The sequence below is a fragment of the Nocardiopsis sp. iso_25 genome, from assembly GCF_056173305.1.
Map to the genome: position 1 here is coordinate 5,533,248 of NZ_CM149667.1, position 22,575 is coordinate 5,555,822.

At 73.5% G+C, this 22,575-nt stretch carries 17 protein-coding genes; 8 read left to right on the forward strand and 9 right to left on the reverse strand.

The genetic code is table 11. From position 1 onward, the window contains the following. Positions 1 to 8: 8 nt before the first annotated feature. Both purH and purN read right to left on the reverse strand, forming a co-directional pair. Complete coding sequence (gene purH, locus AC0VX6_RS23790; RefSeq protein ID WP_475466122.1) at positions 9 to 1,577, reverse strand: bifunctional phosphoribosylaminoimidazolecarboxamide formyltransferase/IMP cyclohydrolase; 1,569 nt, start codon at positions 1,575 to 1,577, stop codon at positions 9 to 11. After that, positions 1,574 to 2,209, reverse strand: coding sequence for a phosphoribosylglycinamide formyltransferase (gene purN / locus AC0VX6_RS23795; RefSeq protein WP_274978244.1), 636 nt, complete (start codon positions 2,207 to 2,209; stop codon positions 1,574 to 1,576). Before purN ends, purH begins: the two co-directional genes overlap by 4 nt. A gap of 439 nt (positions 2,210 to 2,648) precedes the next feature. Here purN and AC0VX6_RS23800 point away from each other — a divergent pair, with 439 nt between their 5' ends. The 8 genes from AC0VX6_RS23800 (at position 2,649) to AC0VX6_RS23835 (ending at position 13,444) form a co-directional block, all read left to right on the forward strand. Further along, a complete protein-coding gene (locus AC0VX6_RS23800) occupies positions 2,649 to 3,041 on the forward strand; it encodes a DUF4190 domain-containing protein (protein WP_274974733.1) in 393 nt (130 codons plus the stop codon). Between the two features lie 215 nt (positions 3,042 to 3,256). Continuing rightward, a complete protein-coding gene (locus tag AC0VX6_RS23805; RefSeq protein ID WP_475466124.1) occupies positions 3,257 to 5,860 on the forward strand; it encodes a lipopolysaccharide biosynthesis protein in 2,604 nt (867 codons plus the stop codon). Further along, the gene (locus AC0VX6_RS23810) at positions 5,860 to 7,287 is read left to right on the forward strand and encodes a ligase (RefSeq protein ID WP_475466125.1); all 1,428 of its coding nucleotides are present in this window, start codon (positions 5,860 to 5,862) and stop codon (positions 7,285 to 7,287) included. The genes AC0VX6_RS23805 and AC0VX6_RS23810 overlap by 1 nt, the downstream gene beginning before the upstream one ends. Beyond that, complete coding sequence (locus tag AC0VX6_RS23815) at positions 7,284 to 8,507, forward strand: aminoglycoside phosphotransferase family protein (protein ID WP_274974735.1); 1,224 nt, start codon at positions 7,284 to 7,286, stop codon at positions 8,505 to 8,507. Before AC0VX6_RS23810 ends, AC0VX6_RS23815 begins: the two co-directional genes overlap by 4 nt. A 144-nt stretch (positions 8,508 to 8,651) precedes the next feature. Continuing rightward, the gene (locus AC0VX6_RS23820; protein WP_475466127.1) at positions 8,652 to 9,533 is read left to right on the forward strand and encodes a sulfotransferase domain-containing protein; all 882 of its coding nucleotides are present in this window, start codon (positions 8,652 to 8,654) and stop codon (positions 9,531 to 9,533) included. Further along, positions 9,503 to 11,170: a lipopolysaccharide biosynthesis protein gene (locus AC0VX6_RS23825; RefSeq protein WP_475466129.1), complete on the forward strand. Its 1,668-nt coding sequence runs from the start codon at positions 9,503 to 9,505 to the stop codon at positions 11,168 to 11,170. The genes AC0VX6_RS23820 and AC0VX6_RS23825 overlap by 31 nt, the downstream gene beginning before the upstream one ends. Positions 11,171 to 11,426: 256 nt before the next feature. Beyond that, positions 11,427 to 11,885 carry a glycosyltransferase family 28 protein gene (locus AC0VX6_RS23830; protein ID WP_013154976.1) on the forward strand — a complete coding sequence of 153 codons (459 nt, stop codon included), beginning with the start codon at positions 11,427 to 11,429 and terminating at the stop codon, positions 11,883 to 11,885. Continuing rightward, positions 11,882 to 13,444 carry a glycosyltransferase gene (locus tag AC0VX6_RS23835; RefSeq protein ID WP_274974738.1) on the forward strand — a complete coding sequence of 521 codons (1,563 nt, stop codon included), beginning with the start codon at positions 11,882 to 11,884 and terminating at the stop codon, positions 13,442 to 13,444. Before AC0VX6_RS23830 ends, AC0VX6_RS23835 begins: the two co-directional genes overlap by 4 nt. Positions 13,445 to 13,542: 98 nt before the next feature. Here the strand turns inward: AC0VX6_RS23835 and AC0VX6_RS23840 are convergent, their stop codons facing one another. The 7 genes from AC0VX6_RS23840 to AC0VX6_RS23870 form a co-directional block, all read right to left on the reverse strand. Next, positions 13,543 to 14,532: a glycoside hydrolase family 26 protein gene (locus AC0VX6_RS23840; RefSeq protein ID WP_372491863.1), complete on the reverse strand. Its 990-nt coding sequence runs from the start codon at positions 14,530 to 14,532 to the stop codon at positions 13,543 to 13,545. 238 nt (positions 14,533 to 14,770) lie between these two features. Next, entirely contained in the window at positions 14,771 to 15,661 is an 891-nt protein-coding gene (locus AC0VX6_RS23845; protein ID WP_274978245.1) for a sulfotransferase, read from the reverse strand. Positions 15,662 to 15,902: 241 nt separating this feature from the next. Next, a complete protein-coding gene (locus tag AC0VX6_RS23850; RefSeq protein ID WP_475466131.1) occupies positions 15,903 to 17,063 on the reverse strand; it encodes a S8 family peptidase in 1,161 nt (386 codons plus the stop codon). Positions 17,064 to 17,599: 536 nt separating this feature from the next. Continuing rightward, positions 17,600 to 18,883, reverse strand: coding sequence for a sulfate adenylyltransferase subunit CysN (gene cysN / locus AC0VX6_RS23855; RefSeq protein WP_475466133.1), 1,284 nt, complete (start codon positions 18,881 to 18,883; stop codon positions 17,600 to 17,602). A 176-nt stretch (positions 18,884 to 19,059) separates the two neighbouring features. Then, positions 19,060 to 19,989 (reverse strand): sulfate adenylyltransferase subunit CysD, encoded by a 930-nt coding sequence (gene cysD / locus AC0VX6_RS23860; protein ID WP_047869798.1) that lies wholly within the window; start codon positions 19,987 to 19,989, stop codon positions 19,060 to 19,062. A 50-nt stretch (positions 19,990 to 20,039) separates the two neighbouring features. Then, entirely contained in the window at positions 20,040 to 20,831 is a 792-nt protein-coding gene (locus AC0VX6_RS23865) for a 3'(2'),5'-bisphosphate nucleotidase CysQ (protein WP_026338425.1), read from the reverse strand. Between the two features lie 3 nt (positions 20,832 to 20,834). Continuing rightward, on the reverse strand, positions 20,835 to 22,403 hold the full coding sequence (locus tag AC0VX6_RS23870; protein ID WP_475466134.1) for a sugar transferase: 1,569 nt from the start codon (positions 22,401 to 22,403) through the stop codon (positions 20,835 to 20,837). Positions 22,404 to 22,575: the final 172 nt, after the last annotated feature.

Genomic DNA, 22,575 nt, shown 5'->3' on the forward strand with positions numbered 1-22,575 from the left:
CTCCTCGCTCAGTGGAAGAAGTGCCGGGTCCCGGTGAGGTACATGGTCACGCCGGCCGCCTCGGCCGCGGCCACGACCTCCTCGTCGCGGACCGAGCCGCCGGGCTGGACGACGGCGCGGACCCCCGCGCCGGTGAGGATCTCCAGGCCGTCGGGGAAGGGGAAGAAGGCGTCGCTGGCCGCGACGGAGCCGGTCACCCTCTCGCCCGCGCGCGTGACCGCCAGGCGGGCGGAGTCCACGCGGTTGACCTGGCCCATGCCCACGCCCACGGTGGCGCCGCCGGAGGCGAGGAGGATGGCGTTGGACTTGACCGCGCGCACGGCCTTCCAGGCGAAGGCCAGGTCGGCCAGGGTGGCCTCGTCGGCGGGCTCGCCGGTGGCCAGGGTCCAGGTGGAGGGGTCGTCGCCGGGGGCGTCGATGGCGTCGCGCGACTGCACCAGCAGGCCGCCGCTGATCTGGCGGTGCTCCACGCCCGCGCCGGGGCCGGAGCCCTGCGCCACGAGCAGGCGGATGTTCTTCTTGCGGCTGAGGATCTCCACGGCCGCGGGCTCGAAGGCGGGGGCGACGACGACCTCGGTGAAGATCTCCGCGATCTGCCCGGCCAGCTCCTCGCCGACGGGTCGGTTGGTGGCGATGACGCCGCCGAAGGCCGACACCGGGTCGCAGGCGTGCGCCCTGCGGTGGGCCTCGGCGTTGTCGGCGCCGACGGCGATCCCGCACGGGTTGGCGTGCTTGATGATGGCCACGCACGGCTGGTCGAAGTCGTGGGCGGCGCGCAGCGCGGCGTCGGCGTCCACGTAGTTGTTGTAGGACATCGCCTTGCCGTGCAGCTGCTCGGCTCCGGCCAAACCGGTCTCCGGGGCGCCCGCGACGGTGTACAGCGCCGCCTTCTGGTGGGGGTTCTCGCCGTAGCGCAGGACGTCCCTGCGGTTGTGGACGGTGGCCAGGAAACCGGGCCAGCCCGACTCGGCGGCCTCGGCGTCGGGGGCGTAGTCGGCCGCGAACCAGTCGGCGACGGCCGCGTCGTAGGCGGCGGTGTGCTGGAAGGCGAGCCCGGCCAGGCGCTTGCGCTGCTCCAGGGTGAAGCCGCCGTCGCGGACGGCCTCCAGGGCGGCGTCGTAGCCGCCCGGGTCGACCACGATCGCCACGCTGCCGTGGTTCTTGGCCGAGGCGCGCACCATGGCGGGGCCGCCGATGTCGATCTTCTCGATGCAGTCGGCCTCGGAGGCGCCGGAGGCGACGGTGTCCCGGAAGGGGTAGAGGTTGACCACGACCAGGTCGAAGGGGGCGATGCCCAGCTCCTTGATCCTGGCGACGTGCTCGGGGTTGTTCTGGTCGGCCAGCAGCCCGGCGTGCACGGAGGGGTGCAGCGTCTTGACGCGGCCCTCCATGATCTCGGGGAAGCCGGTGACGTCCTCCACGGGGGTGACGGGGATGTCGGCGGCGCGCAGCCGCGCGGCGGTGGAGCCGGTGGAGACGATCTCCACCCCGGCCTCGGCCAGGCCGATGCCCAGCTCCTCCAGACCGGTCTTGTCGTAGACGCTGATCAACGCACGCCTGATGGCCTGCTGGGTCACCGGTTCTCCTTCGTGTCGGTCGCGTCGGTGACGCGCTGCTCGGTGCGGCCGAACCGCACGTGCCTGCCGTCGATGGTCCAGCCCTCGCGGGCGAGCCTGCCGACCGTGTCGACCAGCATCGCCCGCTCCACGGTCTTGATGCGCTCGTGGAGGCTGGCTTCGTCATCGCCGTCCTCGACGGGCACCGCGACCTGGTCGATGATCGGACCGGAGTCGACGCCCTCGTCGAGGAAGTGGATGGTGGTGCCGGTGACGCGGACACCGTGGGCGAGCGCGTCACGCACGGCGTGCGCGCCGGGGAAGGAGGGCAGCAGCGCGGGGTGGATGTTGACCGCGGGGTGGCTGCCGATCACGGCGGGGCCGAGGATGCGCATGAAGCCCGCGGAGACCACCAGGTCGGGGCGGTGCTCGCTGATGCGTTCGGCCATGGCGGCGTTCCACCGCGAGCGGTCGGGGTAGGCGCGGAAGGGGACGACGAACGCGGGCACACCGGCCTCCTCGGCCAGTGCGATTCCGCGGGTCCCCTCGCGGTCGGAGCCGACGGCGACGACGGTCGCCCCGTAGGCCGGGTCCCCGGCCGCCTCCAGCAGGGCGGCCATGTTGCTGCCCGTGCCCGATATGAGGACCACCACTCGCGCGGACAATGCTTCTCCCATTGTGTAGAGAACGGTGCGAGAGCCGCCTCCGGCCTTCCGGGGGCGCCGGGGGACGGCGCAGCATCCGGATCTCGCGTACGCCGGTCCGGGGCCGGCGCGCGCCGGAGCCGGAGGCGTGGTGTGCGGGTGACCCGATCATCCTCCGCCGGGCGCTCCCCCGCGGGCCTCCGTGGGCCGGAGACGTCCGTTGGGGGTGGCGGCGGGTGACGGGCGGGTGACGGGCGCGCCCGCTGGGCCCGCCCGCGTTCCCACCCTATCGGTCCAGGTAGCGTCTACCCACGGGGAGTGGGTGTTGGCCGGCCTGTGACGGGGGTCTCGGTGGCCCGCGGACCGGCGTGACCATGGACGACGGGTAGCCTCCGTGCGGCGGAGGCGACCACGGCGCCCCGAGCGGGGCGCGCATAAGGAGTGAACCTTGACCGACAACAGCCCGGAGCCCCGGAACGAGGGGCAGCCGCCCAGAGCCGAACGCGGCGGCCTGTGGGGCCTGTTCTTCGGGGCGGCCGGCCTGCTGCTGCCGCCCTACGGGGTCGTGCTGTCCGTGTTCGGTGTCGTGCAGGGCTTCCGGGCGAGGCGGGCCGCGCGGGCGAACCGCACCGAGGCGCCGGGCGCGCTGATGAGCGTGGTCGTGGGCGTGCTGGGGATCGTGATGTCGCTGTCGCTGTTCGCGGTGGCCGTGGTGTACCAGGAGCAGATGGCGCAGTACCGGGACTGCTCGGCCCTGGCGCACACGGTCTCCAGCCAGAACGAGTGCGACGAGGCGTGGGAGTCCTCCACCGGTCTTCCGCCCACGGTGGTCATCAGCTAGGTCGGTCGAGGCGTCCGAGGGGGCGGCGGGGGTGTCCCGCCGCCCCTTTCGCGTGCCCGGGGGTCTTCGTGGGTTGTGACCCGCTCTCCGGTTCCGGTCACTACCCGAGTCGGGAAACGGCCGCTCGCCCACACCGCGAAGATCCCCCAAGGGATTACACTTAGTATGCAATCAATCACTAAAAGTGTTGACTACCCTTGCGCGGAGAGGACTCGATGGACACCGACGCCCCCGGCCCGTCCGGACCGGAACTGAGGGAGTACACGGCACTGCTGCGCCGCCGCTGGCGGTTCGTCGGCGCCGGGGTGCTCGGCGGGCTGGCCCTGGCCTCCGCCGCGGCGGTCGGACTCCCCGCCGCCTACACCTCCGTCTCCGCCGTCCAGGTCCAGCCCAGCGGGATGGCCGAGTTCACCGGGGAGCGCTCGGGCCGCCTGGCCGGGGACGTCAACCTCGACACCGAGGCGCAGGTCCTGCTGTCGGACCGCGTGTCGTCCGCCGTGGCCGAGGCCCTGGCGGAGGAGGGCGGCGCCGCGCCCTCGGTGGCGGACCTGCGCGAGCGGGTGGACGTGAGCGTTCCCCCCAACAGCAGCGTCCTGGAGATCAGCTACTCCGCCGGGAGCCCGGAGGCCGCGCGGGCGGGCGCGCAGGCCTACGCCGACGCCTACCTCGAACTGCGCCGCGAGCGGATCGACGAACTGATCGACAGCCATCTGGAGGCGCTGCGCGGTGAGCAGGAGGCCCGCTACGAGGCCCTCGCCGAGGCCGCCGCGGAGCCAGCCGACCCCGGCGCGGACGCTCGGGTGGAGGCCCTGCGCGCGGAGATCACCGAGCTGGGCAACGGCATCAGCCCGCTCAGCGCCCTGGCCGAGACGGTCGAGCCCGGCAGTGTCATCACCCCGGCGGGGCTCCCCGAGCGCGCGAGCAGTCCGGTGCCCGCCCTGTGGCTGGTCGGCGGCGGTGCGCTCGGCCTGCTGGCGGGGCTGCTGGCGGCCGTGGTGCGCGACCGCCTCGATCCGGGGCTGCACGACGCCGGGGAGACCGGGCGGATCGGGGCGGTGCCGGTGCTGCTCGACCTGTCCGAGCGGGTCGGGCGCGGCCAGCGCTCCCCCGGGCTGCTGACGGACGGCGACCGGCGCGGGCAGCGGGTCAACGAGTTCGCGCACCTGGTGCGCGCCCGCCTCGCCGCGCTCCCCGTTCCCTCGGCGGCCGACCGGCCCTCGGAGGGTGCCGGGGCGGGCGGGACGGGAGCGTCCGACCGTGCCGGAGCGGCCGCGGACGCGGGCGGCGCCCGGGAGGAGGACGGGCTGGCCGAACTCCTCGGTGAGGAGGAGGCGGTCCTCGGCCGCGTGCTGCTGGTCACCGCGACCACCCCGGGCCGCGCCGGTGCGGCGGCCGCGGTGAACCTGGCCGCCTCCCTGGCCCGCACGGGCTCGGAGACGCTGCTGGTGTGCACCGACCCCCGCACCGACACGGTCGGCGAGCTGCTGGGACTGCCGGAGGGCCCCGGGCTGGCCGAGGCGCTGCTGGAGGGTGAGGACCCCGCCGACCTGGAGGTGCGGCCCGACACGGTGTCCCGGCTGCGGGTCCTGCGCTACGGGTCGCCGGGTCTGGACGCGCCGGTGCAGGGCACCGCCATGCCGGAACTGGTGCGGCTGCTGCGGGCGGGGGCGGAGTACGTGGTGGTGGCGGTGGCGCCGGTGAGCGAGCGCGCCGACGCGCACGCGCTGGCCGGTTCGGCCGACCTGATGCTGCCGGTGGTCGAACTGGACCGCACGCGCCGGGCGGAGCTGCGGGAGCTGCTCGTCCTCGCCGACCGGTTCGGGGTGCCCGTTCCGGGCACGGCGGTCCTGCCGCGCCAGCCGCTGGCCGGGCCCGCGCCGGTGGGGTCGCCGCCCGCCGCCGAGCCGGTCGCCGGGGAGCCGATCGCCGGGTCCGGCCGCACGCCCGGAAGGGACGGAGCGGTCGGGGCGGACGAGCGGGCCGAGGGGTCGGCCGGGGCCGCGAGGGGCCGCGCCGGTACGGGGATCGCGCTGACCGGCATCGTCAGCGAACTGCCCCCTGCCGGGGCCGCGGGGACGCGGGGACGCGGCGGGGCGGCACGGCCCCCGGCTCCCAGAGACGCCGAAGGGGTTCCCGGGGTGCCCGGTCCCCGGCGGGCGGAGGCCGCGGCAGGACGCGGGAAGGCCGTGGAGGGTCCGGCGGAGGACGCGGACTCGGCGGGCGCGGACGGCGGTGAGCGCGCCGGTGGCGTCGGCCCCGCCGAGGAGCGCTCCGGGGCGGCCGGGGCCGACACGGCCGAGCGGATGGCGGAGGCGGACGGAGCCGACGACGGCACCGCACAGGACGCGGCGGCTCCCCGCGACGGCGGGATACCCGCGGGCTTGGAGGTCCCCCGCGTGCTGGGCGGCGACGGCGCAACCCAGATCCCGGTGACGCCCGAGGCCACCGGGACCGGCCGGACCGGGAAGGACTCCGCGGCCCCGGACCTGAGCGGAGCGGACAGGACCGGCGTGGACAGGACCGGAGCGGACGGAACCGGCGGGGCCAGCGGCGGAGCCGCGGGGACCGCGGCGGCCCCGGGCTCGGCCTCGGAGGCGGAGATGGCCTTCGGGCTGGCCCGGACCGCTGAGGCGCGGGAGCCCCACGGCCCCGAGACGACCGTCAGCGGCGCCGAGGCCACGGAGGCCCTCGTGGCCTTCGCGACCGAGGGGACGGAGGGGACCGAGGAGTCCCGGCCGACCGGAGCCGCCGGGGACTCCGCCTCCCCGGACACCGCCCCGGACAGCACCCCCGACACCGCCCCGGGGACCCGGAACTGATGGCCTGGAGCACGTCCGCACGCGCCCCCCGGCCGACCGCCGGGGCGGCGGGCCCCGTCGTCGGGGGCCTCGGGGATCCGCTCCCGGCGGACGGAACCCGCGTCGGCACCGGTCGGCCGCTGCTCTGGCTGCTGGCCGGGTACCCGCTGTGGTGGGCGCTGGGCCTGGGGCAGTTCGCGTACTGGCTGTTCGCGGTCCCGATGGCCGCCGAACTGGTGCGCCGGCACCGCGCCACGGGGCTGCGGGTCCCCCCGGGATTCTGGCTGTGGGCGCTGTTCCTGCTGTGGACGGTGCTGGGCCTGTGCCTGGTCCACCTGGAGATGCCCGGGACCGTGCCGGGCAGCGGCGGATACGGCGGCGCCGTGCTCCGCGCGGTCAACTACCTGGTGCTGACGGTCCTGCTGCTCTACGTCGGCAACCTCTCCGAGCGCGAGCTGCCCACGCGCGCGGTCGTGGGCGCGCTGGCGGTGCTGTGCCTGACCACGATCGCGGGCGGCTTCCTGGGCATGCTCGCGCCCCGGTTCGAGTTCACGGCCCCGGCGGAGTACCTGCTCCCCGCCGCCCTCGCCGCCGACCCCTACATGCAGGCCCTCATCCACCCGGCGTCCGCGCAGGTCATGGACATCTTCGGGTACGAGTCGGCCCGACCGAAGGCACCCTGGGAGTACACCAACATCTGGGGCTACATGCTCTCCCTGCTGCTGGTGTGGCTGGTGGTGGGTTGGGTGGCGCAGGGTTCGGGCCGGGTGCGCTGGGGCGGGCTGGCCGCCGCCGCGCTGGCCTTGGTCCCCGCCGTGTACTCGCTCAACCGGGCCCTGTGGGCGGGGCTGGCGCTGTCCGCGGCCTTCGCGGCCCTGGTGGCGCTGCGCCGAGGCCGGGTGGTCCTGGTGGGGGCCTGCGCCGTCGCGGGCCTGGCGGTGCTGCTGGCGCTGGCCGCCTCACCGCTGGCCGACGTGGTGCGGGCCAGGCTCGACAACCCGCACAGCGACGACGGCCGGGCCGCCACCAACGCGGCGTCCGTGGAGGCCGCCCGGCTGTCCCCGGTCATGGGGTGGGGCACCACCCGCGAGAGCCTGGGCAGCTCGGAGTCGATCGCGATCGGCCCCACCTCCGAGTGCCCCGGCTGCGGCCAGCACGTCATCGGCAACGCGGGACAGCTGTGGATGACGCTGATCACCGGGGGCTGGGCGGGCACCGGCCTCATGCTCGCCTTCTTCGCGCACGTCGTGTGGCGCTACCGCCGCGCGGCATCGCTGGAGGGTCAGGGCGCGCTGCTGACCGTGCTGCTGCTGTTCTGGTACATGTTCTTCTACGTCGCGCTGATGTCCCCGCTGGCCGTCACCATGGTCGCCGTCGCCCTGCTGTGGCGGGGCGAGGAACCGGTGCTCCGGCGGCGGACCGCGCGCACCCGCGGGGGTCTTTGGTGAACAGCGAGACGACCTACCTGACCGACCTCGCCGCGGTGCTGTGGCCGTGCGGCGGGCTGCTCGGCCCCGGCGACCGCGGTATGCGGCGGCTGGTGCGCCGCGACCGGGGCACCCAGTACCTTCCGGTCCCCAACGCGCAGAACCCCCGGGTGATCCTGCCCGCGCACGACCGGTCGGCGGCCACCCGGGGCATCACGTCCTTCGCGCAGGGGCACTCGTTCCGGGAGAGGGCGCGCACACTGCTGCTGACCGGTGCGTTCGCCACCGGGCTGGCCCCGCTCCTGCTGCGGGACCGGCTGTACGTGGGGGCCGGTCCGGGCATCGAGCACGCGCTCACGGCGGCGCTGGACCGAGATCTGGCCGTCGCCATCCACGTGGGCCCGCCCCGGGCCAACCGCAAGCCGGTGCTCCTGCTGCTCACGCCCGGCGGACGCACGATCGGCTACGCCAAGGTGGCCGTCAACGACCTGACCTCGCGCCTGGTGCGCGCCGAGACGCGCGCTCTGCGCCAGCTCGCCGAGGCCCGCCTGCCGGACGTGACCGTCCCCCGGCTGCTGCACGAGGGCGAGTGGAACGGCCACCCGCTGCTGGTGCAGGAGGCGCTGCCGGTGGGCGTCCAGACCGACCGGCCCACGCGGCGCCAGCTGCTGAGATGCGTGACGCAGATCGTCGGACTGTCCAGGGTGCGGCGCCGGAGGCTGTCCGACAGCCCCTACCGGCGGTCCCTGGAGGAGCGGATCGTGACTCTGGGCACGCGCCCCGAGGTGGCGCCCCTGCGCGCGGCGCTGCGCCGCCTGCCCGACGTGTACGTGCCGTTCGGAGCCTGGCACGGCGACCTGACCAGGTGGAACATCGCCAGCACCGCGCGGCGCGCGTTCGTGTGGGACTGGGAGCGCCTCGCCATGGACGCCCCCGCGGGCTTCGACGCCCTGCACTACGACCTCAACGAGTGCGTGCAGGCCGGGGTCCACCCGGGGGTGCACCGGTGGCTGGAGAGCGGGTCGCGGCTGCTGCGCGACCCGCTGATGTCCGAGACCGGGGTGCGCTCCCACACGGTGTCCACGGTGATGGCGCTGTACCTGATCGACCTGGCCACCCGGTACCTGCACGACCGGCAGGACGAGAGCGGCGGCCACCTGGCGGCCGTGGACGACTGGCTGCTGCCCGCGCTGGAGGGGCTCCAGGAGAGGGCGGCCCACGAGGCCGCCCATCAGACCTGAACGTCCCCGCCGGGCCCGAGCGGTCCTTTCGGGTCCGGGCGGTCCGGCGAACCAGGCCACCCGATCGATCGACACGACCCGCCGAGCCCGGGCGCCGAGGACGGCTGCCGGGGTTGACCGAAACTGCGACAGAAGGAGCACGTGATGCCCCGGAGCACCGTTCCCGTCCTGTTCCACCGCATGGCCGTCCCGGCCAGGAAGGCGCTCCTGCCCCTCGCCGACGGCCTGGGCACGCTCACCGCACCGGCCCGCGCCCTGCCCGATCTCCTCGTCTGCGGGGCGCAGCGCTCGGGCACGACGTCGCTGTTCAGGACGCTGTGCCTGCACCCGTGCGTCACCGGTCCCACCCTGCGCAAGGGGGTGCACTACTTCGACACCGGCTACCGCGGCGGCCCGGACCGGTACCGGACGTACTTCCCCCTGCGCGCGTCGCTGTGGGCCCGGCCGGGGCGGCCCCGGGTGCGGGTGGTCGAGTCCAGCCCGTACTACCTGTTCCACCCGCTGGCCGCCGAGCGGATCGCCCGCGACCTGCCGGACGTGCGGGTGGTGGTCATCCTGCGCGACCCGGTGGAGCGGGCCTACTCGGCGCACGCGCACGAGACCGCGCGCGGCTTCGAAACCGAACCGTTCGAGCGGGCGCTGGAACTGGAGCCGGAGCGGCTGGCCGGTGAGGAGGAGCGGATGCTGGCCGATCCCGGGTACCTGTCGTACTCCCACCAGCACCACGGCTACGTGGCGCGCGGCCTCTACGCGGACCAGTTGGCGCGGATGGAGAAGCACCTGGGACGGGACCGGATGCACGTGGTGGACCACGCCGACCTGTTCGACGGCACGGCGAGGGCGCTGGGTGAGGTGGAGCGGTTCCTGGGGCTGCCGCCCGGACCGGGCGACGCCCCGGGCAGGCACAACGCGCGCGCCCGGACGAGCATGCCCGAGGGGCTGCGCGCGGAGCTGGCGGCGCGGTTCGCCGACAGCGACGCGCGGCTGGCGGACTGGTGGGGGCGCGTCCCCTCGTGGCGCGCGTGACCGCCGCGGCGGAGCGGGAGCGGGCGGGGCTGCGCCGCGTGCTGCGCGGCGGGGCGGTCAACATGGCGGGGGCCGTGGTCGGCGCCGCGCTGAACCTCGCGGTGATCGTGACGATCACGCGTGCGTTCTCCCAGGAGACGGCGGGGCTGCTGTTCTCGGCGACGTCGGTGTTCCTGATCGCCGCGGTGGTGGCCAACCTGGGCGCGTCGGACGGCTTGGTGTACTTCATCGCCCGGATGCGCGTGTTCGGCGAACCCGGGGGCGTGCCCCGGCTGCTGCGGACGGCCGCGGCCCCGGCCGTGCTGGCCGCGTGCGCGCTGGCGGTGCTGCTGCTGGTGTGCGCCGGGCCGGTGGCGCGGGGGCTGGGCGGCGGCGAGGCGGAAATCTACCTGCGGCTGCTGGCGGTGTTCCTGCCGTTCGCGGTGCTGGCGGACACGGCCCTGGCCGCGACGCGGGCCCACCACGACATGGCCGGGACCGTGCTGGTGGACAAGGTGGGCCGTCCGCTGGCGCAGCTGGCCCTGGTGGCGGGGGTCGCACTGTCGGGGGCGGCGGGACTGTTGGCGCTGGCGTGGGCGGGGCCGTACCTGCCCGCGGCCGTGGTGGCGTGGTTCTGGCTGGGGCGTGTCGTGCGCCGGGCCTTCCCCGAGGCCGGTGGCGCCTCCGGGAAGGCGGGTGGCTCCGGGGATGCGGATGCCCTCGGGAGCGCAGGTGGCTCCGGTGCCGCCGCGACGGCTGTGGCGTCGGGGACCGGCTGTGCCCGTGAGGAGCCCGCGACCACGGGGACGGCCGTGGTCCCGGAGGCCGTGGAAGAGACCGTGGAGAGGGTGGACGCGCGGACGTTCTGGGCCTTCTCCCTGCCGCGCGCGGTGGCCGCGGTCGCCCAGATGGGTGTGCAGCGCGGCGGCGTGGTCCTCGTGGCGCTCCTGGGCGGGCTGAGCGGGGCGGCGGTGTTCACGGCGGCCACGCGGGTCATGGTGGTCGGCCAGTTCGGCACGCAGGCGGTGCTGTACGCGGCCCAGCCCAGGTTCGCCGAACAGCTGGCGACGGGCGACCACGCCGGGGTCCGGACCCTCTACCAGGCGGGAACGGCTTGGCTGGTGTGCCTGCTGTGGCCTTTGTACCTGTCGGTGCTGGTGTTCGCCCCCCAGGTGATGCGGCTGTTCGGGCCGGAGTACGCGGCGGGGGCGACGGCGCTGGCCGTGGTGTGCGCGGGCCAGATGGCGGCCGCAGCGCTGGGGATGGGAGACCTGGTCCTGAGCATGACCGGGCTGACCCGGCTCAACCTGGTCAACAACGTGCTGTCGCTGACGGCGAACGTGCTGGTGTGCGTGCTGCTCGTACCCGCGGCCGGAGCGACCGGGGCGGCCGTGGCCCTGGTGGCCGCGATGCTGGTGCGCAAGCTGCTTCCGCTGTGGCAACTGCGCTCCCGCGTGGTGCTGCACCCGTTCAGCCGCCCGGTGCTGGCCGCGACGGCCAGCACGATGACCTGGTTCGGCGCCCTGCCTCTGCTGCTGGAGGCGCTGTTGGGCGGCGGGGTCGCGTCGCTGGCGATGGCGGTGGCCTCGGGAGCGGTGGGTCACCTGGTGACGGTGTGGTCGCTGCGCGGACTGCTGGGGCTGGATCCGCGCCGGTGAGGCGCGCCGAGGCGGGCGGAGGCGGTGGGGGCACACTGCGGCGACCGGAGGCGGCGCGGGGCCGAGGAGGCCGACCGAGGAGCCCGGGCGGAGGCGGTGAGGGCACGCCGAGGCGGGCGGGCCCTGGGGACCCCCCGTTATCCATGAAAGCCCCTGCGCGCGCCCGGCGGAAGACGTCCTCTCCCGCCTGTGGACAACAGGTGCGCCTCGCCGCGACCTTCCCAGTGACTACACAGAGTTATGGAATGATGACCCCATGTCTCCACGACCGGTTCTCCTGGTGGCCTCCAGCGGAGGGCACCTCGCCCAGTTGTGCTCACTGCGCCCCTGGTGGCGGCACCGCGAGCGCGTGTGGGTGACCTTCCGGACCCCCGACGCCGAGTCCGCCCTGACCGGCGAGCGCGTCCGGTGGGCCTTCCACCCCACCACCCGCCACGTGGGCAACCTGCTGCGCAACGCCTGGCTGGCCGTCCGCGTCCTGCGCGAACGGCGCCCGTGCGCCGTGGTCACCACCGGCGCCGGGGTGGCGCTGCCGTTCTTCGCCCTGGCGTGGCTGCTGCGGATACCGACCGTCTACATCGAGGTCTACGACCGCCTCGACACACCGACGCTCACCGCCCGGCTGTGCCGTCCGTTCACCCGGCTGTTCCTCGCCCAGTGGGAGGAACAGCGCGCCTTCATGCCGACCGCCATCACGGTAGGACCGCTGCTTTGACCGAACAGACCACGCGTCCCGTCCCGCGCCCCGACGACAGCGGCCACCCCGACGTGGTCGTCAGCCTCGGCACCGACCACCACTCCTTCGACCGGCTGGTCCGGTGGATCGACGACTACGCCCGGCGCCACCGGGGCCTGCGCTTCCTGGTCCAGCACGGGCACAGCGCCGCCCCCGCGGTGGCCGCGGGCGCCCAGTTCCTGCCCGGCGAGGAACTCGGCGAGCACATGCGCCGGGCCCGGGTGGTCGTCGCCCACGGCGGACCGGGCACCATCGTCCAGGCCCGCCGCGCCGGACGCCTGCCCATCGTCGTCGCCCGCGACCCCGAACTGGACGAGCACGTGGACGAGCACCAGCTCCTTTTCGTACGGCGCCTGGAGGAGGCGGGCCGGGTGCGCTCCTGCACGACCCCCCAGCAGCTCTGCGCGCTCCTGGACAGGGCGCTCGCCTCGCCCGGGGACTTCCGGGTCGACCCCGGCGACGGCGAGGGCACCGAGCGGGCCGCGCTGCGCGCCGGGGAGCTCATCGACCTCCTCACGCGGGGCCCGGGCGCGACGGCGGAACCCGCAGCACCCGCCGACACGGCCGCAGGCGGCGCGGACCCGCTGGCCGCCGCCCGCACCGCCGCGTCCGGTCCCGGCGACGGCGGGCCCCTGCCCGGTGTGACCGTGGTGGTGCCCACCCGCGACCGGCCGGAACTGCTGCGCCGGACCCTGCGGGCGATCAACGAGCAGGACTACTCCGGCCGCATCACCACGATCGTCGTCTTCGACAACGACCAGCCCGACCCCTCCCTGGCCCGCTCCGACGGCGACCGCCCCGTGCGGGTGGTCACCAACACCCTCACCCCCGGCCTGGCCGGGGCCCGCAACACCGGTGTGCTCGCCGCCGACACCGACCTGGTGGCCTTCTGCGACGACGACGACACGTGGCTGCCCGGGAAGCTCCGGGCGCAGGTCGACGTCATGCTCGACGAGCCCGGCACGGAGATGGTGTGCTGCGGCATCCGGGTGGTCTACGACAGGGTCGAGGCGGTCCGCAGCCTGGACCGCACCAGCGTGACCTTCGGCGACCTGCTGGGGTCGCGCCTGACCGAGCTGCACCCGTCCACGTTCCTCATCCGGCGCCGCGCCATGATCGACGGCTGCGGAACCGTCAGCGAGGAGATCCCCGGCAGCTACGCCGAGGACTACGAACTGCTGCTGCGCCTGGCCCGGCGCGGCCCCATCCGCAACATCCCCGAACCGGGCGTGCGGGTGCTGTGGCACCGCAGGTCGCACTTCTCCGGGCGCTGGCGGACCATCTCCACGGCCCTGCGCTGGCTGCTGGACCGCTACCCCGAGTTCGCGCTGGTGCCGCGCGGCCACGCGCGCGTGGCCGGGCAGATCGCCTTCGCCGAGGCCGCCTCCGGGCGTCGGCGCGCCGCGCTGCGCTGGATCGGCACCACCGTCCGCAGCCGCCCGGCCGAGGCCCGTGCCTACCTGGCGCTGGCGGTGGTGCTCGGGGTGCCCGCCGGGTGGGTCACGCGAGCGCTGCACCTGCGCGGCAGGGGCCTGTAACCCCGGTCCGCGCGCCGGGCCCCACACGCGCGGACCGCCGCCCCCTGCGGGAGCGGCGGTCCGCGCGAACCGTCCCGGACGGCCCGGGCCCCGGGCGGTCAGCCCCGTTCCTGGGCGTACTCGGCCAAGCGGCGCACCCGCTCGGGCAGGTACACGTACGGGTCCTGTCCGGCGGCCTCGAAGCCGCGCTGGGCGTACTCGTCGGCCCGGATCCGGAAGTCGCAGTCCGGGGACAGCTTGTTGTCCCACACCTTGACCGCGCGCACCCGCTCGTAGCGGCGCAGCACGTCCGGGATCTCGGAGTACCACTCCAGGGTCTCCTGCGGGCCGATGTGCGTGGTGCCCATCTCCCCGATCATCACCGGCTTGTCGGGGTCGATCCCGTGTTCGGGCCCCTCGTTCTGGAACCACTCGTAGGCGGGGCGCATCATGTCCTCGAAGGAGTACACCTCGTCCCAGTGCGGCTGGGAGTCGCAGCCGGTCATGTTGTACGCCTCCCAGCTGACCCAGTCGACGTAGTCGTTGCCGGGCCACAGGCCGGGGAGGCGGTCGAAGTTGCCCTCCCAGCCGGTCACGTTCCACACCCAGATGGCGTTGTCCGCGCCCTCCTCGCGGTACAGGTCCACGATGTGCCGCCAGGCCCGCACGAACTCCTCGGGCGTGCCGCGCCTGTTGTAGCGCGTGTTGGCGTCGGCCTCGTGGTCGAAGGTGACGAAGTAGGGCACGTCCAGTTCCGCGATGGCGCGGGCCTGGGAGCGCAGCGAGTCGTCGAACTCGCCGTCGATGAGGGACTCGTAGGAGACCGCCGGATGCCCGGATCGCGTGAACCGCCGGGCCTCGATGTTGGTGTGCACGAACCTGCCCTCGGCGATCAGCCGGCGTTCGCGCTCGCCGGGGACGTTGGCCTGGTCGACGCCGCGCCAGGTGTAGACGATGTCCATGCGGCGGTCGACCGCCTCCTCCAGGGGCTCGATCCGGTCCTGATAGGGGCTGGCCCCCCACCAGACGCCGCACGAGGGCTCCAGGATCTCCGAGACGGTGCACTCCTCGTCGGTGGCGTACCCCCCGCGCCAGGGCGGCTCCGTCACCCCCGCGGGCCGGTCAGAGGGTTGCCGTGGAGAGGACGGGGCCCCGCCCGCCGGGGCGTCCCCCGCTCCGACCAGTGTCAGGACGAGGGTCAGTGCCCCCGTCGTCGCCAGTGCCCGTACCGGTCCCCTGTCCACGTCGAACTCCCCCCAGTTCTCCAAAAGTGACTTAGAGTGTTCAGATGGACACCATACGTCATAATTGGGGCGAACAACAGTCCTTGAAGTGGCAAAACGGACTTCAGTAGCCGTAACGCCCCCGGGACGGCGCCGTCACCGCGGCCACCAGGCGCCGCCGCCAGGCGGGCATCCCCTCACGCCACCCGTGGTCGGCGCGGACCCCGACCCGCCCCGCCGTGAAGCGCATCGGGTTGCCTGACACGGCGTGCCCCTCCGACAGCTCGAAGCCGTCCCGCGCCGCGTCCGGCGGGGTGCCCGCGTACCCCGCGAACTCCGCGATCCGGGCGAACTCGCCCCCGGGGTCGGCGACGAAGTCCTCGTAGCGCACGCGCAGGGTCGGGACACCGCGTCGGGCCAGGGCGTCGAAGGAGGCGTTCTGGGCCATCCACTGCACCGACGCCCGTCCGGCCGAGTAGCGGGCCATCTCCGGCTCGCTGCTGTCGGGGGAGGCGTCCGGGCGCGCCACCCGCCTGGCCCAGGAGTGGGCCACCGCACGCGGGTCGCGCACCACGTGCAGCAGGCGCATCCGGGCGCCGTAGCGCCAGCGCAGGCAGGCGGCCAGGGAGGCGTGCTTGCTGGCGTCCACGATGACGTGGGCGCCGCTGACCAGGGACACCGCCGAGTACAGGCGGTGGTAGAGCTCGGTGTAGCGGTCGCAGCGCGAGGCGAGCAGCCCCTGGTGGGCACCGTTGAGCAGCACCGGCAGGAAGCGGGTGCGGTCGACGCGGTCCTTGAGCCGCAGCACCTCCCCGGTGTCCAGGCGGTCCCAGCCGCCGAAGGCCTCCTTGCCCACGTCGGACCAGAAGCCGCAGCCGGAGAACGGGCGGCCGCAGCCGCACAGCTCGTCCTCCACCAGTCCGCGCCGCCACAGGTGCACGACCTCGCCGACCGAACAGAACCCGGGCAGTTCGCCGAGGAGCCGCTCGATCAGGGTCGAGCCGGAGCGGCCCATTCCACCGACGAACACCAGTCGATAACCATCGTCCACCCCACCAGGCTATTACTTTCGGTCACCGAATATGACCTCCGGGTGACGTACGCGTGCCCGGGCCGGGGACCTCGGCCCGGACACGCGTCGGCCCCGGTCCGGGGAAGACCTCCCCCGGACCGGGGCCGAACGGTTCTTCGTCTGCTCCTCGCGCGGTGGCCGCGGAGCGGGCTGTGGACGAGCGGGGTCTCCACAACCCCCCGGGTCAGAGGCCCTGGACGTTGAGCAGCAGGTTGACCGTCCCCGAGGGAACGCCGCTGAGCTTGTCCACGCCGGCGTTGGAGACGAGCCAGTCCTGGATGGTGGCCTGGTCGTCGTCGCCGTTCACGCTCTTGTACAGGGCGGCCGCTCCGGCGACGTGCGGGCTGGCCATCGAGGTGCCGTCATAGGAGTCGGTCCCGCCGCCGGGAACGGTGGACTCCACGTCCACGCCGGGGGCGTAGATGTCGACGGACGAACCGTGGTTGGAGAAGTAGGCCGCGGCGTCGGTCGCGTCGGAGGCGCCGACCGTGGTCACGCCCTCGGCGCCGCCCGGGGAGGTGTTGCCCGCGTCCTGGCCCTCGTTGCCCGCCGCGACCGCGACGAACACACCGGAGGCGGCCAGGCTGTTGACGGCCTCGTCCAGGGTCGGGGAGGCGGGCCCGCCCAGGGACATGTTGGCCACCGCGTTGGGTCCGGCGTTGGCGGCCACCCAGTCGATACCGGCGATGACGTCGTCGTAGGAGCCCGAGCCGTTGTCGTCGAGCACCTTGACGCCGAAGAGGTCGGCGGCGGGGGCGACGCCGTACGTGGCGGAGCCGATGGTGCCCGCGACGTGGGTCCCGTGGCCGTTGCCGTCGCCGCCGTCGCCGCCGTAGGCGTCGAAGGCGGAGGAGGCGCGACCACCGAAGTCGGGGTGCGCGGCGTCGATGCCGCTGTCGATGATGTAGGCGGAGACCCCGGCCCCGTCGCCGGTGGTGCCGTAGGAGCCGTCCAGGGGCAGGTCCTCCTGGTCGATGCGGTCCTGGCCCCACGTGACGGTGGTGTGCGCGACGCCGACCTCCTCGACGTAGGCGACGCCCGACTGCCCGCGCAGTTCGCGCACCTCCTGCGCGCTCAGGCTGGCCGAGTAGCCGTTGACGACCTCGTCGTAGGTGTGGTTGACCTGGTCGGAGGAGATGCCGAGGGACGAGGGGGTGACGGAGGCGGCGCTGAGCGTGTCCTCCAGGACGACGAAGTAGTCGCCCGTGGCCGAGGAGCCGACGGTGTGGAGGGGGGCGAGCTCGTCGGCGCCGGCCGAGACGGCGCCCGACAGGGCCAGGGGGACGGAGAGGGCGCCGGCCGCGGCGAGGCCGAGCACCGTTCTCCTGGTGGTGTGCCTGTGCACTCGTATTCTCCTTTTGCGGGGGACGGTAATGGGAGGCACACAGCGGCTAATAACCCAGAGTAGTCAATCCATTCCAGGTTCGCTGCGCTTTGCCACCATAACCAGACTTCGCTCTCCACTCCAGGGTGGGAGGGCAACTTTTTTTGCGTCCAAGTACCTCGCGGCTGCTTCCGGGGTGCGTGCTCGCGCAGCGCCCGGGGGTGGAGGCACCGTGGGGAGGAGGCCCGAAAACACTCGCCTGTAGTGGTCAAACGTTTTTCGGACAGGCCTTTCGGCCACCCCCGGAGTCCTTACCGAGAAACATGGCGTTGACCGAAGGAAACCATTCCGTAAGAATCTGAGAACCAAAACAGATTTCTCGGTTAACCCGGTGGCGGGCATGGGCGGCCCACTCGACGGCGCCTTTTCCGGTGCCTCCGGACCAGCCGCGTCCGCACCCCGCCGGGCCTCCCGGCACGGTGGCGGAACACGTGGAAGGGGCCGCCCCGGCGGGCGGCCCCTTCCATGTTCCGGGCGTGCGGCGCCCCGGCCCCGGGTCAGTCGGTCTTGACGACCATCCCCGCGGCGACCGTGGTGTTGGTGGACTCGTCGATGAGGATGAACCCGCCCGTCTGGCGGTTCTTGGCGTACTCGTCCACGAACAGGGGCTGGGTGGAGCGCAGGCGCACCCGGCCGATCTCGTTGAGCGAGAGGTGGTCGGCCTGCTCGTCGCGGTGCAGCGTGTTGACGTCCAGCCGGTAGCGCAGGTCCTTGACCACGACCTTGGCGGTGCGGGTGGTGTGCTTGAGGATGAGCTTGGAGCGCGGCGTGAGCTTGCGCGCGTCCGTCATCCAGCACACCATCGCCTCCAGGTCCTGGGTGACCGCGGGGGCGTTGTTGGGGCGGCAGATCATGTCGCCCCGGGAGATGTCGATCTCGTCCTCCAGCAGGAGGGTGACCGACATCGGCGAGTAGGCCTCGGTGACGTCGCCGTCGGCGGTGACGATCCTGGCGATCCGCGTGTTCAGCCCGGACGGCAGGTGGGTGACCTCGTCGCCCGGCTTGAGGACGCCGCCCGCGAGCTGGCCCGCGTAGCCCCGGTAGTCGTGCAGCTCGGGGTCGGCCGACCTGTGCGGCCGGATCACGTACTGCACGGGGAAGCGCGCGTCGATGAGGTTGCGGTCGGAGGCGATGTGCACGTTCTCCAGGTGGTGGAGCAGGGAGGGCCCGGTGTACCAGGGCATGTTCTCCGAGCGGCTCACCACGTTGTCGCCGTTCAGGGCCGAGATCGGCACGAAGGTCAGGTCGCACACGTCCAGCTTGGTGGCGAAGTCGGCGAACTCGGCCCTGATCTCCTCGAAGCGTTCCTGGGAGTAGTCCACCAGGTCCATCTTGTTGACCGCCAGCACCAGGTGGGGCACCTGGAGCAGGGTGGTGAGGAAGGCGTGGCGGCGGCTCTGCTCCTGGAGGCCCTTGCGCGCGTCCACCAGGATGATGGCGAGGTCGGCCGTGGAGGCGCCGGTGACCATGTTCCGGGTGTACTGGATGTGCCCGGGGGTGTCGGCGATGATGAAGGTGCGCTTGGGGGTGGCGAAGTAGCGGTACGCCACGTCGATGGTGATGCCCTGCTCGCGCTCGGCGCGCAGGCCGTCGGTGAGCAGCGCCAGGTTGGTCTGCCCCTCGCCGCGCGCGGCACTGGTGCGCTCCACCGCGTCGAGCTGGTCCTCGAAGATGGACTTGGAGTCGAACAGCAGTCGGCCGATCAGGGTGCTCTTGCCGTCGTCGACGGAACCCGCCGTCGCGAACCGCAGGATGTCGTTGCTCATGCTTGCCTGGTCCAATGCGGAGTGTGTGGTCTGCGGGGAACGGGTTCCGGCGCGGGTGCCGCTGGATCGGCCCGGACGTCGCCGGTGTGGTGCGTGGGGTCCTGGTCCGCGCCCCGGTCGGCGCCCGACACCCGTCACGGGTTCGGGACGACGGCGGACGGGGCGGGCCCCGGGCCCTCCCGGCGGTCGCGCTAGAAGTAGCCCTCGCGCTTGCGGTCCTCCATGGCGGCCTCGCTGGTGCGGTCGTCCGCCCGCGTCTGCCCCCGCTCGGTCACCCGGGTCGCAGCGATCTCGGCGATGATGTCGTCGATCTCCGCGGCCGTGGACTTGACCGCCCCGGTGCAGGTGAGGTCGCCGACGGTGCGGTAGCGGACGGTCTCGGTGAACGGGACCTCGGTCTCGTCGCGGTTGATGATGGGCGAGTTCGACAGCAGGATGCCGTCGCGCTCGAAGACCTCGCGCTCGTGGGCGAAGTAGATCGAGGGCAGCTCCAGCCGCTCCCGCTTGATGTAGGCCCACACGTCCAGCTCGGTCCAGTTGGAGATCGGGAAGACCCGGATGTGCTCGCCCCGCTCGATGCGGGTGTTGAACACGCTCCACAGCTCGGGGCGCTGGTTCTTGGGGTCCCACTGGCCGAACTCGTCGCGGAAGGAGAAGACCCGCTCCTTGGCCCGGGCCTTCTCCTCGTCGCGTCGCGCGCCGCCGAAGGCGGCGTCGAAGCCGTTCTCCTCGATGGCCTCCAGCAGCGCCGAGGTCTGGAGGCGGTTGCGGCTGGCCCAGCGGCCGGTGGGCTCGGAGACCTTGCCCGCGTCGATCTGCTCCTGTACCGAGGCCACGACCAGGCGAACCCCCGCCTCGGCGACCCGGCGGTCGCGGAACTCGATGACCTCGTCGAAGTTGTGGCCGGTGTCCACGTGCATGACGGGGAACGGGACGGCGCCGGGCCAGAACGCCTTCTCGGCCAGGCGCAGCATCACGATGGAGTCCTTGCCGCCGGAGAAGAGCAGCACCGGCCGCTCGAACTCCGCGGCCACCTCGCGCATGATGAAGATGGCTTCGGCCTCCAGGACGTCCAGCTGGGAGAGCTGGTAGCGTCCGGCCTGCTGACTCGCCTGACCCATGAATCCGCCTTAGAAATACCGACAGGGCCGACGGCGGAGGGGTCGTCCTATCAGCCCCCCGCGTGCGGACCCGCGCTGTCCAGGTCCGCGCCGTCGCGGATGCTTGCCAACAACATACCCGACAATTCCGATCGGCATACAAGGACATCCGGCAGCAGCGGGTCCGCCGTGTTGTACCGCAGCGGGGAACCGTCGATCCGCGAGGTGTGCAGACCCGAGGCCCGGGCCACCGCCACCGGGGCGGCGCTGTCCCACTCGTACTGGCCGCCCGCGTGCACGTAGATGTCGGCGATGCCGAGCAGCACCGCGCAGATCTTGGCGCCCGCGGAGCCCATCGGGACCACCTCGGCGCCCAGCTGGGTGGCCATCCGCTGGACGAAGGCCGGGGGCCGGGTCCGGCTGGCGGTGATGCGCAGCCGCTGGTCCGAGGGGCGCTCCTCGGGCAGCCAGGGCGGGTCGACCGTGGACAGGGTGCTGCCCTGGGCGGGCAGCGCCACGGCGCCCGCGACCAGGTCGCCGTTCTCCCACAGCGCCACGTGCACGGCCCAGTCGGTGCGCCCGGCCTCGGCGAACTCGCGCGTGCCGTCGAGCGGGTCGATGATCCACACCCGGCGCGCGTTGAGCCGCGCGGGGTCGTCGGCGCCCTCCTCGGAGAGGACGGCGTCGCTGGGCCGCAGCCGCCCCAGCGCGGAGAACAGGAACTCGTGGGAGGTGCGGTCCCCCAGGGTGCGCAGGACGTCGGGCTCGTCGAAACCGTGCCGGGCGCGCAGGCGCAGCAGCAGCTGCCCCGCCTCGCTGGCCAGGTCGCGGGCCACCTCATGATCGTTTCGGATGTTCTTCACCGGCTAGTATGCTCCCGCCCCACGGATCACCGCTGACCACGTCTTCCACAAGATCTGGACGTCCAGTGTCAGCGACCAGTTTTCCACGTACCGCAGGTCGAGGCGGACCGATTCCTCCCAGGAGAGGTCGGAGCGGCCGCTCACCTGCCACAGACCCGTCATACCCGGCTTGACCACCAATCTGCGGCGGACGTCGTCCCCGTAGCGGGCGACCTCCTCCGGAAGCGGCGGCCTCGGGCCGACGAGCGACATCTCCCCCCGGACCACGTTGACGAGCTGGGGGAGCTCGTCGAGCGAGTACCGGCGCAGCCAGGCCCCCACGGCCGTCACCCTGGGGTCGCGGCGCATCTTGAACAGCACGCCCTCGTGCTCGTTGCGGGGCTGGAGCATCGCCTTCAACGCCTCGGCCCCCACCACCATCGTACGGAACTTGTAGACGGTGAACTCGCCCCCGCCCCTGCCCACGCGCGTCTGGGTGAAGAGGGCGGGTCCGCCGCCCTCGGCCCGGACCAGGACGCACAGCGCCAGGAACAGCGGTGACAGCAGCACCAGGGCCAGGGCGGCGGCGCAGCGGTCGAAGGCGCCCTTGAGGACGCGGCGCGCGCCCACGAGTTCGGGGTGCTCCACGTGCAGCAGGGGCAGCCCCGCGACCGGCCGGATGGAGGTGCGCGGCCCGGCCACGTCCATGAGCGCGGAGGCGACGATGAGGTCGGTGCCGGTCTCCTCCAGCCGCCAGGCCAGGCGGCGCAGCTCGGCCCCGTCCATCTCCGGGCAGGCCAGGACCGCGACGGTGTCGGCCCCGGCCAGGGCGGCGGCCTCGGCTGCGCCGGTGAAGGTGCCCAGGACCGGGCAGCCCTCCACCTCGTCGGCGCCCGGACCGGAGGCGGCCTCCTCCAGGGGCAGGCACACGCCCACCACGCGCATGCCGTGGTAGACCTCGCCGCGGAAGCGGCGGACCAGGTCGCGGACGGCCACGCGGTAGCCGACGACCACGACCCGGCTCATGCACTGGCCCGAACCGCGGCGCCGGTGCAGGGCCTTGCGGCGCGCGTACCTCAGGCCGAGGGTGAGCAGGAGGATGAGCGGCAGGGCGAGGAGCGCGTAGCCGCGGGCGAGGTCGAAGCGCAGGGCGTAGGCACCGACGGCGACGGTGGCGGCGAGGGCGATCCCGGCCGTGGCGACGCGGCGGTACTCCTCCGTGCCCACGCCCAGGAAGCGGCGGGCGTAGCCGCCGCCCAGGTAGACGAAGAGGATCCACGCGGGGGGCAGCAGGAGGGAGAGTGCCAGGTAGGGCAGGGTGGTGGCCGCTCCGAGGGCGGAGGGGAAGCGGACCGCCGTGCCGCTGAGGGTGGCCGTCAGGGCGGCGGCCAGGTCCAGGCCGACCAAGCTCACGACGTAGGGGCGCACCCAGGCGCCGCTGGTCCCGCCGTCGGGGGCGACCGCCGCGCGCCGCCCGGTGGCGCCCGCGGCGGCGGGGTTTCCTGGAATGCCTGGATCTCCGGGGGCTCCGGGGCCGACCACGATCCGCGCCGACTGTTCGCGGACGGTATCCGTCCGGCTGGTTGTGACCACGTACACTCCCCCAAGACCCACGACTCTTGCAGCTCACACGGCATCGCTCCGCGCGCCATGGGAGAGCACTCTGAGGACGTGAGCGGGGCAGGTGCGTCGGGCGCGGAGACCAACGCCCCGAACATTAACCAAAAGTAGTGGAAAAGTCGCGCAGTGTTGCGGCTTGTTGGGT